A 12,968-nucleotide genomic window follows, 5' to 3' on the forward strand; every position below is an offset into this window, starting at 1 on the left:
ATAAGACACAAAATGAGTAACATTATAGCCATTGTAGGCAGGCCTAACGTAGGTAAGAGCACACTTTTTAACAGGTTAACCGAAAGCCGTAAGGCAATTGTTGATGACTTAAGCGGTGTAACCCGCGACAGGCACTACGGTACTGCCGAATGGATTGATAAACAGTTTACAGTTATCGATACTGGTGGCTATGTGGCAAACTCTGAAGATGTTTATGAAGCTGCCATTCGCGAGCAGGTACTAATCGCCATCGAAGAAGCCAGCGTGCTTATTTTTATGGTTGATGTTACAACAGGCATTACCGATTTGGATGATGATATTGCACAGGTTCTCCGTCGCAGTAACAAACCTGTTTTCGTAACTGCAAATAAAGTAGATAACACAGCGCTATATAGTGAAATAAGTACATTTTACAGCTTTGGTTTAGGCGAGGTTTACCCACTTTCATCAATGACTGGTTCAGGAACCGGAGAGTTGCTTGATGAAGTGATTAAACACTTCGAAGATATTCCTGAAGAAGAAAATCTATTGCCAAAAATTACCATTGCTGGCCGTCCGAATGTTGGTAAATCATCGCTGGTTAATGCTTTAATAGGCAAGGAGCGTAATATTGTTACGGCAAACGCAGGTACAACCCGCGATTCGATTAAAATTCATTATAACCAGTTTGGTCACGAGTTTATGTTAATCGATACGGCTGGTTTACGTAAAAAAACAAAGGTTAAAGAAAACCTTGAGTTTTATTCGGTTATGCGTACCATAAAAGCTTTGGAAGAAGCTGATGTGGTGGTTTTAATGATTGATGCGCAGGAAGGTATTGAAAGTCAGGATATTAATATTTTTCACCTTGCCGAAAAAAATAAAAAAGGTATCGTAATTCTTGTTAACAAATGGGATTTGATTGAGAAGAATACACAAACCATGAAGGCCTTTGAAGAACAGATTCAGGAGCGAATCCGTCCTTTTACCGATGTGCCAATCATCTTTACCTCCGTACTAAATAAGCAGCGTATTTTCAAAGCAATCGAAGCAGCGCTCGATGTTTACAAAAACCGCAGTAAAAAAATCCCTACATCGAAATTAAATGATGTAATGTTGCCTTTAATTGAGAAATATCCGCCGCCGGCATTAAAAGGCAAGCACATTAAAATCAAATACATTACGCAGATTAACGGAACCTCGCCAATGTTTGCTTTCTTCTGTAATTTGCCACAGTATATCAAAGATCCGTACAAACGTTTTATCGAAAATAAATTAAGGGAGAACTTCGATTTTTCGGGCGCCCCAATCCAGATTTATTTCAGACAGAAGTAAAATAGCAGGCTTACAAATGTTTTAGAAAAGCAGGGTTCGCTTTCCATCGGAAAAAGCAGCCCTGCTTTTTGCTGCAATCTTTTTGGGCAATGCTTGCTTTCCACATTATCGCATTTGCCTGAATTTCCGTTGCAGCAACCTGGCGAATGAATTGCCCAAAAAGTATTTCCGCTACAATCAGGTTTAGTTAACTCAAGGTAGAAATCCTTAACTTTGCACCATGCAAATCCAGGTTCTAAACAGCAAAATTTCCGATATCGATACCATCTTTGAATTTTACGATATAGCAATTGCATACCAGAAAAAAGTTTTTAATAAACACTGGCAAGGTTTCAGCAAAACATTAATTGAAACAGAAATTGCTGAAAACAGACAGTATAAAATTTTGGTCGATGGCGTAGTTGCATGCATTTTTGCAGTAACCTTTGAAGATCAGCTCATCTGGGGCGATAAGGACAGAGACTCAATTTATATTCATCGTATTGTAACACACCACGGATACCGCGGATATTCGTTTGTAAAGGAAATCATTAAATGGGCCCGGGAGTTTTCAAAAAGTAGGGGAATAAAATTTATCCGAATGGATACCTGGGCAGATAACGAGAAACTTTTAACATATTATACAGGCTGTGGTTTTGATTATGTAGGCGTAGTTAAAATGGATAAAACCGAGGGCTTGCCTAAACATTACGAAGGCATTAGTTTAAGTCTTTTTGAAATTAAGGTTTAATCATAGCAGTTCTAGCTTCCAGGTAAACATTCCTTCACCCTCAGCAATCTTTACGAAATCGTTTTTCTCTAAAATAGAATAAGAAGCAACATTATCTATTTCGGTTGATGCGGTGATTGATTTTACCCCGGATTGCTGGCTAGCCCATTTAATAATGCGGCCAACTGCCTCGGTCATATAGCCTTTATTCCTGAATTCTTCGTAAGTGCCATAACCAATTTCAATTTCACCATTTATATCTGGCTCGCCAACAAAACATAAATCGCCAATCATTTTATTGTCCTCCTTCGAAATTAAAGTCCAGAGTGTGTTGTACAAATAATTTTTATCCTTGTTATGTACATTCGGTAAAATAGTTTGTTCCAATGCTTCTTTAAGTTCGGGCGAAATTTCTTTACTTGTTGGGTTTAACCTTAATTCTCTTTCCAAAGAGTTATCATTCTTAATGTATTTTAAGAGCTGATTGTGTGTAAGTGGTTGCAGAATAAGTCGTTCAGTTTCGATCATTTTTGAGATTTTAGATATACGAATATAGGTCTTTGCGGTTTTACTATTTATTTCCAGCTGTTAATCTATTGTTAAGTAAACCTGATTTCAAACTAAACATCATTTTATACCAAGATTATTCCATTTAAAACTTTTTTTGGCAAAGTGCGCTCGATTTCATTGGTGGATGCTCCAAGTTAACAGGTATCTGTTTTAGTTTTTAGTTCAAAAAATATGGCTATTTCATCTAATTAAACGTTTTATTAAAAAATTTTCAAATATTTTTCAAAATTGTTTGCGATTAAAAAAAATAATCCGCTACTTTACAGTGTACAAAATACACCAAGAGAAATGACTTTTAGCACTTCAATTATTACAACGATTATTATTACCACCGGCGAAAACCAGAGGGGCTAATTTGTTGTAAATTGAATTAACATAAAATACACAGAAAGCGCCCCGCAAAACGGGGCGCTTTTTTTTTAAAACCAAAAACCATTGAAACTGCATAAAAACCAAAATTAACAAGCAAAGAAATGCAGCTTCATTAAAACCAAAAAAAATGAAAGTACTCAAATTCGGCGGCACATCCGTAGGTTCGGCCGAGAACATTAAAACGCTGCTGAGCATAGTGGCCAAAGAAAAATTACAAAGCAACCCGGTAGTTGTATTATCGGCAATGAGTGGCGTAACCAATTTGCTAACCGATATGGCCGAAAGGGCAGAACGTGGCGAAGATTACGACACCGGTTTAAAGGAAATTGAAGCGAAGCACTTCGCTGTAATCCGTTCGCTTTTGCCTGCAGCGGCTCAAAATCCGGTATTCACACGCTTAAAAATTTTCTTCAACGAGCTTGAAGATTTATTACAGGCGGTTACCAATCTCCGCGAACTTAGTCTTCAAACCAAAGACCAGATTTTAAGTTACGGCGAACGTTGTTCATCTTTTATGATTGCACATATCGCCTCACAACAACTTCCTGAAGCCACTTATGTAAACGGATCGGAATTGATAAAAACCGATAGCAATTTCGGACAGGCTAAAGTAGATACCGATTTAACCGAAATGTTAATTAACGATTTCTACCAGGCTAATAAAAGCAAAGTATTATTTGTTACGGGTTTTATTGCCAGCAATGCTGCAGGTAGGGTAACTACGCTAGGTCGAGGCGGTTCTGATTATACCGCAGCAGTTTGGGGTGCAGCTTTAAATGCTGAGGAAATCGAAATCTGGACAGACGTAAATGGTATGATGACTGCTGATCCACGCATCGTAAAAAAGGCTTTCTCTTTACCTGAATTGAGCTATACAGAAGCAATGGAACTCAGTTATTTCGGAGCGAAAGTGATTTATCCGCCAACGATGATTCCTGCTTTCATGAAGAAGATTCCAATTGTAATTAAAAATACTTTCGAGCCTGATTTCGCAGGAACCTACATTAAAAGCGATGTTAAAGCATCAAGCCTGCCAATAAAAGGCATTTCATCAATAGACCATATCAGTATCATTAACCTAACCGGTAGCGGGATGGTTGGCAAAGCGGGGTTTAGCGGTCGTTTGTTCTCTTTACTTTCACGCGAACAGATTAATGTAGTATTGATTACACAATCATCATCAGAACATAGTATCACTTTTGCAGTTAAACCTACCGATGCAGGTCAGGCAATTGCTTTGATCAAAAAGGAATTTGAACTGGAGTTGGATGCCAACAAACTGGCCTTGCCGGAAGTAGAAAATAACCTTGCAGTATTGGCTATTGTTGGTGAAAATATGAAACGTACACCAGGCATGAGTGGAAGATTATTCAGCGCCTTGGGTAGAAACGGGATAAATGTAAGGGCTATTGCACAAGGTTCATCAGAATATAATATCTCTGTAATCATAAGCGCATCTGATTTATCGAAAGCGGTTAATGCTGTGCATGATGCCTTTTTCACCGACCTAAAACGCACGCTCAATATATTTTGTTTGGGCACTGGAAATATCGGCAAAACCTTGTTCAACCAGTTAAAAGAACAAATGCCATTCCTCGCAGCAAATAACGATTTGCAGGTTAAGGTTGCTGGAATCAGCAATACCCGGAAAATGATTTTTAATCCTGATGGTTTATCATTGGAAAATTGGGAAAATGAATTAAACGAAAAAGGCGAACAAGCTGACTTAGCAGGTTTTGTAGAACGCATGAAAGCCCTAAATTTACCGAATTGCGTTTTTGTAGATAATACCGCCGCAGAAGCACCAATTGCTTTTTATCAGGGTGTGTTTGAAAGTAGCATTTCTGTAGTTACCTGCAACAAAAAAGGAAACTCAGCCGATTTTGCTCAATATAAATCGTTTAAAGATACTGCCCGTAAATTTGGTGTCGATTTTTATTATGAAACCAATGTTGGTGCAGGCCTACCTATCATCCGAACTTTAAAAGAATTGATGATGAGTGGTGATAAAGTAGCCCGAATCGAAGCTATTTTATCGGGAACTATTTCGTACATCTTCAATAATTTTAAGGGGGAAGCCGGATTTTACGAAACGGTTAAAGAGGCACAAGAGTTGGGTTACACCGAACCTGATCCACGCGATGATTTGAACGGTAAAGATTTCATGCGCAAAATGTTAATTCTAGCCCGCGATGCCGGTTATCCTTTAGAAGCGGATGATGTTAAAATCGATAATATTTTACCCGATGCTTGTCTGAATGCCACATCTGTTGAAGATTTTTACAGTGAATTGCAAAAAAACGCAACTTATTTCGAGAACCTTAAAAATGAAGCAGCCGATTCAGGAAAGGTACTCCGTTATATTGGAAAACTGGAAGATGGAAGTGTAGAAATCAGCCTGCAAATGGTTGATGACAGTCACCCTTTTTACATGCTTTCGGGAAGCGATAACATCATCTCATTCACAACCGACAGATATAAATCTCGTCCATTAGTTGTAAAAGGTCCTGGCGCTGGTGCAGAAGTAACAGCCGCAGGTGTTTTTGCTGATATTATAAACGTAGGTACCTTAAGTTAAGAAATTAAACATTTTAAAAACATTACATCTCGATAATTAAAAATGAAAGATAGTATAAAGGTTTTCGCTCCTGCTACTGTAGCTAATGTAGTTTGCGGTTTCGATGTGTTGGGCTTTGCCGTTAATGAGCCTGGAGATGAAGTTGAAATCCGCCTTACCGATACGCCTGGAGTGGTAATTAAAAAAATTACCGGCGATGACGGACGCTTGCCCCTGGATGCCGCAAAAAATACGGTGAGCGCAAGTGTACAACACTATTTGCAACACGTTAACAGGTTGGACGTTGGCGTTGAAATTGAGTTACACAAAAAAATGCCAATTGGCAGCGGATTAGGTTCTAGCTCTGCAAGTACAGTGGCAGGTTTATATGCCATTAATAAACTAATGGGCGATTTACTAAGCCCTAAAGAACTGGTTCCATTTGCTATGAAAGGTGAAGAACTCGCCTGTGGATATGGTCATGCCGATAACGTTGCACCTGCAATTTTAGGCGGTTTTGTTCTGGTGAGGAGTTATGAACCACTGGATGTAATTTCATTGCCTACACCAGCCGGAATGTTTGCTGCAATTGTTTATCCTGAAGTTGATGTACCCACAAAAGATGCCCGCCAAATGATTCGCAGTAAGGTATTTTTAAAAGATGCGGTTACGCAGTGGGGCAATGTAGCAGGCCTGGTTAGCGGTTTATTCATGAACGATTTTGACTTAATTGGGCGTAGTATGAAAGATGTGCTTGTAGAACCAACTCGTTCTATTCTAATCCCTGGTTTTGAAGAAATGCGTGCAATAGCAATGGAAAATGGTGCAATTGGTTTTGGGATTTCGGGTTCAGGTCCATCCGTTTTTTCCCTAACTAAAGATGAAGAAACCGCAAGAAAAATAACCAAAGCCCAACAGCAACACTTACACAAAATTAATATCAACAGCAAAGCTTACGTTTCTTCCGTTAATGCCGAAGGGCCGAGGGTAATGTAAATATGTAAAATGGGAGATGGAGCATGAACAATGTAAAAGTACATTATCCATGCTCCATCTTACCACTTCCTTTTTCAAAATGAAACTATACTCAACAAACGATAAAGATTTGCGAGTTTCTTTTAAAGAAGCCGTTTTTAATAGTATGCCGCAGGATAAGGGCTTATATATGCCTGTAAATATTCCTCAGCTTGATACTGATTTCATTCATAATATTGAAAAATATTCTTTACCGGAAATTGCTTTTAAGGTTGCTTCTGCGCTGTTGAAAGATGAAATACCCGCTGAGGATTTAAAGGTATTAGTTGATGACGCCATCAACTTCGATGCTCCAGCGGTAAAACTTGATGATAAAACATTTGTGCTTGAACTTTTCCATGGGCCTTCATTGGCTTTTAAAGATTTTGGTGCACGTTTTATGAGCCGTGTGATGGCTTATTTCCTTAAGGATGGCGAGCAACTACTTGATGTTTTAGTGGCTACGTCGGGCGATACAGGAGGAGCTGTTGCGCTGGGCTTTTTAGGTGTACCAAACACCAGGGTTACCATTCTGTATCCCGAAGGTAAAGTAAGTCCGATACAGGAATTGCAATTAACCACTAACGGACAAAATATCCGGGCTATTGAGGTTAAGGGTACTTTTGATGATTGCCAGGCTTTGGTTAAACAAGCATTTGCAAATGATGAACTGAATGCAAAATTCCGTCTCACTTCCGCTAACTCGATTAATATTTCGAGGTTAATTCCACAAACGTTCTACTATTTCAACACTTATGCTCAACTGAAAAAACAGGGCTTTAGTGATGTGATTTTCTCTGTTCCTAGCGGAAACTTCGGAAACATTGGCGCAGGCTTGCTGGCTTATAAATTAGGCTTGCCCGTTAAGCAATTTATCGCTGCAACAAATGTTAATGATACTGTTCCGCGTTTTCTGGAAACCGGTATTTACGAAACCAAACCATCTACACAAACTTATTCTAATGCAATGGATGTTGGTGCGCCAAGCAATTGGGTTCGCATCATGGATTTGTTTAATGGTGATGTGGAAGCAGTGAAAAAAGTAGTTACCGCTTACCGTTTCAATGATGAGGAAACTTTGGCTGGCATCAAGGAAATCGATCGTAAATTTGACTATGTTGCTTGTCCGCATACTGCAATTGCCTATTTAGCGATTGAGCAATTTAGAAAAGAAAACCCATCAGATGGAAGTGCGGCTGTTTTTTTGTCAACGGCCCATGCCTGCAAATTCCCAGATATTTTCCCTGAAGAGATTGCGGTGAAAATCAAGATACCTGAACAAGTTTCTGAACTGGAAAATAAACCAAAACAAGCAGACCAGTTAGGTATTGATTTCGAAGGTTTTAAAAGATATCTGCTGACAAAAAAATAGTTTACATTAAGCGAGCTGGGAGGCTGTTATGCTCCAGCTTGCTTAAGCTCAATTTAATGTCCTGCTTTTACATTGGATTGTTCAATATCTTTTAAATGCTTTGAACAATATATCCCAAAATATAATATAAAAAAGTAGCAAAGCAGTGGAAGAATAAAGGAATGATGAACGCCGATTTTATCGGCAACAGCTCCCTGAATTACCGGCATAACTGCGCCGCCTAAAATAGCCATTACCAATAATGATGAGCCCTGGCTGGTGTAAATACCCAGTTTTGCTATTGAAAGGGTATAGATGTTTGAAAACATAATCGAGTTAAAAATTCCAATACCAAGGATACTGTACATGGCAAAGTTTCCTGTATTAGCCATTGCCGAAATCAATAACAGAATATTAACGGTAGAGAAAATAGCTAAAGTTCGTGCCGGAGCTGATTTACCGGTTAAGAAACCTGCAAAATTTAAGCAGATGAAGACAAGAAAAAAACTAATCTGCGCAAAGCTTAAATCTACAATTCCATAAATGAGCGCAAAAACCAGAATGGCTGAGCCGAGCAAGTAAAGAACTTTTTTACTTTGATTTAAGGTGTGATTTAGTGAGATAGCACCTAAGAACCGGCCAATCATTGCTCCGCCCCAGTAAAGTGCCAGGTAATTTTTACTCACCACTTCTTCTAAACCTGTAATTTCCGGAAGCCGCAAAAAACTGATTATAAAACTGCCAACGGCAACCTCGGCACCTACGTAACAAAACAGGGCTATAATGCCACGTTTTAAGTGAGGAAAATTCAATACACCAAAGCCTTTTACCTGCTCTTCTTCTTCGGCTTTAAACGAAGGAAGCTTCACATAAAAAATCAATACACCTACCAAAATGAGTATACCGGCAAAAATTAAATAAGGAATTCGTGTTGCCGCAGCACTGAAGCTTCCATCAGCCTCTGAGAAAAACTCAAAAATTAAGTGCCCGCCTAAAATGGGTGCTATTGTTGTACCAAAAGCATTAAAGGCTTGTGTTAAGTTTAATCTGCTCGAGGCGCTGTCTTCAGAGCCGAGCAATGAAACATAGGCGTTTGCTGTAATTTGCAACACCGTAAAACCTAATCCCAAAACAAATAAAGCACCCAGAAAAAGCGGGTAAACAGCAAATGTGGCTGCCGGATAAAATAACAGGCACCCAAGGGCCGCAACCCCAATTCCGAAAAGTATTCCTTTTTTATAACCTACCTTATTAATTGGGTCGCCTTTAGTATAAGAAATGACGAAATAGATCAATGAACCGACAAAATAGGCACCAAAGAAACAAAATTGCACCAGCATAGACTCAAAAAAACTTAATTTAAAAAGCTGCTTCAAATAAGGAATCAGAATGTCGTTCATGCAGGTTATAAAACCCCACATAAAAAACAGTAATGTTATCGTAACTAAAGGAACGGCATAGTTTGGTCTAGACTGGCTTTGGGCAATTTTGTTATTCATTGTGTGTATGAATTATTTAAAAATCTTATTTGCTTTTTAATTCATTTATCGGAGTAGTTAATACAAAAGCTTTATGTACTTTTTCTACTTCTCTTGTTTTCGCTAAAGTAAATGTTGCACTGGTTTTAATATTAGCTGATGATGCTCCGATCGAAACTTTGTATGTTCCATCTTCAGCTATCCAGGCACTTTTGCTTTCGATAAATGAGGCTAAATCTTTAGGTGTAAGGGTAAGTACAACCGTTTCTGATTCACCTGGTTTAAGTGCTTTGGTTTTCGCAAAAGCTTTTAACTCGGCCTTTGGTTTGTCGATACTTTGATGTGGTGCAGAAAGATACAATTGAGCGATTTCCTTGCCCGCAACCTTGCCTGTATTTTTTACTGTTACTGTAGCTGTTAATTTTCCGTTAAACGAATTTTCACTTAGCTTAACAGCTGAATATTCAAAGTTTGTGTAAGATAAACCATAACCAAACTCATAAGAAGGTTTAACACCAAAAGTATCGAAATAGCGGTAACCAACATATACACCCTCTTCGTAAATTACATCTTTAGGATTTTCAACAGGAGTGCCAGGGAAATTTTTGGCAGATGGCATATCAGAATATTTCAAAGGGAATGTCATTGTTAATTTGCCCGAAGGATTTACTTTACCAGCAATCACGTCTGCGACAGAGTGTCCGCCTTCCTGGCCGGGTTGCCAGGCTAATAAAATAGCGTCTACCTCGTTTTTCCATGATGCTGTTTCAATTGCGCCTCCAATATTTAAAATAACAACTACTTTTTTACCCTTAGCATGGAAGGCTTTAGCGATGTTATGCAACATTTCAATTTCTTCAGCTGCTAAATTAAAATCATTATCTACAACGCGGTCTCCACCTTCTCCTGAATTTCTGCCTAAAGTAATGAAAGCTATTTCCGATGTTTCTGCCTTTTTTGCTAAAAATGCTTCATCCATTTTCATTTCGGCCAATCTTCCAGGGAGTGCTAAAATACCTCTAGCTTTTCTACTTTCCTTTTCTGAAGCCGATTCTTTTTCTGCAAATGGCTGGTACAAATCAACCAATTCTTTATCTAACTTATATCCTGCCAAATTTAGTCCTTCCAGTAAAGAAACGGTGTGCTTATTGTTTACACTTCCACTCCCTGTTCCACCAGTAATCCAGGCATACGAAGTAACGCCAAATAAAGAAACTTCCTTATCCTTATTGGCAAAAGGTAAAGTTTGGTTTTCATTCTTTAGCAACACCATTCCTTCTGCCGCTGCATTTCTGGTTATCTCGGCATTTTTTGTCAAAGATGGCTGATTACTGTATTTATAATGTTGAAAAGTTGGTGTAAGGAAAATATACTTCAAAATTCTCTTTACGTTCGCATTAGCCACTTCCTGAGGTAATTTGCCTGAATTAAGCGCAGCAAGTAACTCTTTTTTCTGCGCTGGTATTCCTGGCATTAAAAGATCGTTACCTGCAACCATTTGCTTTACAACATCAGAAATCCCCCCTTTTTGGATGGATTCAAAACCAGGAAAACCACCAAACCAGTCAGTCATAACAATTCCTTTAAAACCCCATTCGTTTCTCAAAACCTGAGTCAGCAAATCTTTACTAGCTGAAGTATATTCTCCGTTAATTAAATTGTAAGATGACATTACGGTCCAGGGTTGCGCTTCTTTCACCGCGATTTCAAAACCTTTAAGATAGATTTCTCTTAATGCACGTTCTGAAACATGTACATTCATCGTTAAACGGTTGGTTTCTTCATTATTTGCGGCAAAATGTTTAATAGAAGTTCCAACACCTTGCGATTGAATTCCATTAACAATTGAAGCAGCGGTTTTCCCCGAAATTAGCGGATCTTCGGAATAGTATTCGAAGTTTCTACCGTTTAAAGGGTTTCTTTGAATGTTTAAAGCCGGTGCTAATAAAACATCTACACCATACTCTTTCACCTCATTTCCCATCGCCTTGCCAACCTGGTTTAATAAATCCTTATTCCAGGTTGATGCTAAAGCTGTTCCAACCGGAAAAGCAGTGGCATAATATGTTTTAGTGTCGTTTTCTCTTGTTGGAGCAATTCTTAAACCCGCAGGGCCATCTGCTACTACGGTTGCAGGAATACCAAACCTTGGATAATCGGCCGTTCCGCCGGCAGCTCCCGGCACTAGACCCTGCTTAGAATCGCCGACCGGTCCTGTTAAAACTTCAATGCCAGGCATGCCTGTTCCAATTAACAGATCAACTTTTTCGGCATTGGTCATTTCCTTGATAATGGCCTCAATTCTTTTATCAACAGAAAGACGCGTATCTTCCCAAACATCTAATTTTCCATTTTTATTGGTGTCATTAAATGTTAATCCGCCAATGGTAATGGTTGCCGGCTTATTTTGAGCTTTTGCAGCTGGTAATGCTGCTGTTAAAGCTAAGATCAGGCTTGCATATTTTGCCCTTTTCGATAAACCAATAAGGCTATAAAAGTTCTTATTCATTTTTTTATATATTTTGATTCTTAGTTGAGGATAAAAATTATTTACGATTACGACCTACATAGCTATTTAGCATTAAAAAGATCCAGCTTGGCAAAGAAATCCTCGAACATTAAGCGGGTATCCAACCTATTGTAAACCCTTATGTTTCTGCCGGAAGTATTTACTTCGTACAAGCCAGCATCGTTAATCTTTGGAGCCTGTTTTATCAGGTAATCGCTTGAAGAAGGGTCGGCTTCGAAAGAAGATTGCAAGGCGGTAAGTAAAACAAGCGGACTATCACCCATAATGTAGGTTTCACCAATATGAAAATTCAGGCTTTGGGTTCTTTTCATCAGGCTTTCTATCTGACCCGACAAGAATTTACCAACCTCACCTTTTGGCTTTATTTTAGAAAACAATTCGGCATAAGAAAGCAAAGTTTGCCGGTAAGCATTTCTGGGCACCTGCCAGATTGAAATATTGGAAATGTTGAAGATTACCTGAGCAGCAATTTTATCGATGCCGAGGTTATATTCCAAAGGTGTATATCCAGGTGGAGGGGTTGCAATATCAGTATATTCAGGTCCGCCAATCCACACCAGGGTTAAGCGGCTGGCAATTTTTGGTTCCATTAAATATGCACTCGCCAAATCCGTTAAACCCGCACCACAAACCACATAAAGCGGAAGTTTAGTATCGTCACGCATAGCTTCTTTTATAATCAGTTTTGCAGCTTCAGAAACCTGAGGTGTTTTCACATCCGTAAGACCTTTGTTCGAGCCTTCTGTAACAGGATATTTCTCATCGAGTTTCATCGTTTTCAAAAGCTGAATGGCCTTGTTTTTAGCATTCGTTGCTGTTACGTCCGATTTATCAAATGGATCTCCAGGTTTCAGATGCGAACCAATAATTCCTCTAATATCAGCCGAAGGTGAAAGTGCCTGATGAGTCAATTGAAATAGTCCGTCGGGGTCGCCACCAAAATCATTATCAACAATAACCCGCATTCGCGGTTTTACATTTCCACTTTCAAAGAATGGACCTGTTTGTGCGCTCGCAACAACAGTTGTAAACAGACCTAAACTAAATAGAATAGATTTTAACGTTTTCATAAG

Annotated in this window: 9 protein-coding genes; 5 read left to right on the forward strand and 4 right to left on the reverse strand. The window is 38.9% G+C overall.

What is annotated here, in order from left to right; all coding sequences use genetic code 11:
• Positions 1–12: 12 nt before the first annotated feature.
• Both der and R2R71_RS17035 read left to right on the forward strand, forming a co-directional pair.
• On the forward strand, positions 13–1,314 hold the full coding sequence (gene der / locus R2R71_RS17030) for a ribosome biogenesis GTPase Der (RefSeq protein ID WP_316832475.1): 1,302 nt from the start codon (positions 13–15) through the stop codon (positions 1,312–1,314).
• 220 nt (positions 1,315–1,534) lie between these two features.
• The gene (locus tag R2R71_RS17035) at positions 1,535–2,044 is read left to right on the forward strand and encodes a GNAT family N-acetyltransferase (RefSeq protein WP_316832476.1); all 510 of its coding nucleotides are present in this window, start codon (positions 1,535–1,537) and stop codon (positions 2,042–2,044) included.
• Here the strand turns inward: R2R71_RS17035 and R2R71_RS17040 are convergent, their stop codons facing one another.
• Positions 2,045–2,551, reverse strand: coding sequence for a GNAT family N-acetyltransferase (locus R2R71_RS17040; RefSeq protein ID WP_316832477.1), 507 nt, complete (start codon positions 2,549–2,551; stop codon positions 2,045–2,047).
• A 541-nt stretch (positions 2,552–3,092) separates the two neighbouring features.
• Here R2R71_RS17040 and thrA point away from each other — a divergent pair.
• The 3 genes from thrA to thrC all read left to right on the forward strand — a co-directional run bounded on the left by thrA (position 3,093) and on the right by thrC (position 7,908).
• On the forward strand, positions 3,093–5,543 hold the full coding sequence (gene thrA, locus R2R71_RS17045; RefSeq protein ID WP_316832478.1) for a bifunctional aspartate kinase/homoserine dehydrogenase I: 2,451 nt from the start codon (positions 3,093–3,095) through the stop codon (positions 5,541–5,543).
• Between the two features lie 42 nt (positions 5,544–5,585).
• Positions 5,586–6,518: a homoserine kinase gene (locus R2R71_RS17050; RefSeq protein WP_316832479.1), complete on the forward strand. Its 933-nt coding sequence runs from the start codon at positions 5,586–5,588 to the stop codon at positions 6,516–6,518.
• A gap of 79 nt (positions 6,519–6,597) precedes the next feature.
• A complete protein-coding gene (thrC, locus tag R2R71_RS17055; RefSeq protein WP_316832480.1) occupies positions 6,598–7,908 on the forward strand; it encodes a threonine synthase in 1,311 nt (436 codons plus the stop codon).
• Between the two features lie 53 nt (positions 7,909–7,961).
• On the opposite strand, the gene R2R71_RS17060 is transcribed toward thrC, so the two are convergent.
• From R2R71_RS17060 to R2R71_RS17070, 3 genes are all read right to left on the reverse strand, one after another.
• A complete protein-coding gene (locus tag R2R71_RS17060; protein WP_316832481.1) occupies positions 7,962–9,386 on the reverse strand; it encodes a sugar MFS transporter in 1,425 nt (474 codons plus the stop codon).
• 25 nt (positions 9,387–9,411) lie between these two features.
• Positions 9,412–11,874, reverse strand: a complete 2,463-nt coding sequence (locus tag R2R71_RS17065) for a glycoside hydrolase family 3 N-terminal domain-containing protein (RefSeq protein WP_316832482.1) — start codon at positions 11,872–11,874, stop codon at positions 9,412–9,414.
• 62 nt (positions 11,875–11,936) lie between these two features.
• Positions 11,937–12,965, reverse strand: coding sequence for a nucleoside hydrolase (locus R2R71_RS17070; RefSeq protein WP_316832483.1), 1,029 nt, complete (start codon positions 12,963–12,965; stop codon positions 11,937–11,939).
• Between the last annotated feature and the right edge of the window lie 3 nt (positions 12,966–12,968).

Origin of the sequence: Pedobacter aquatilis (assembly GCF_032678405.1) — a bacterium.
Lineage (GTDB): Bacteria > Bacteroidota > Bacteroidia > Sphingobacteriales > Sphingobacteriaceae > Pedobacter > Pedobacter aquatilis_A.

Coding starts and splice junctions, on each gene's coding strand:
- thrA (WP_316832478.1), top strand. CDS start 3,093: ATGAAAGTACTCAAATTCGGCGGCACATCCGTAGGTTCGGCCGAGAAC.
- thrC (WP_316832480.1), top strand. CDS start 6,598: ATGAAACTATACTCAACAAACGATAAAGATTTGCGAGTTTCTTTTAAA.
- R2R71_RS17060 (WP_316832481.1), bottom strand. CDS start 9,386: ATGAATAACAAAATTGCCCAAAGCCAGTCTAGACCAAACTATGCCGTT.
- der (WP_316832475.1), top strand. CDS start 13: ATGAGTAACATTATAGCCATTGTAGGCAGGCCTAACGTAGGTAAGAGC.
- R2R71_RS17040 (WP_316832477.1), bottom strand. CDS start 2,551: ATGATCGAAACTGAACGACTTATTCTGCAACCACTTACACACAATCAG.
- R2R71_RS17035 (WP_316832476.1), top strand. CDS start 1,535: ATGCAAATCCAGGTTCTAAACAGCAAAATTTCCGATATCGATACCATC.
- R2R71_RS17070 (WP_316832483.1), bottom strand. CDS start 12,965: ATGAAAACGTTAAAATCTATTCTATTTAGTTTAGGTCTGTTTACAACT.
- R2R71_RS17065 (WP_316832482.1), bottom strand. CDS start 11,874: ATGAATAAGAACTTTTATAGCCTTATTGGTTTATCGAAAAGGGCAAAA.
- R2R71_RS17050 (WP_316832479.1), top strand. CDS start 5,586: ATGAAAGATAGTATAAAGGTTTTCGCTCCTGCTACTGTAGCTAATGTA.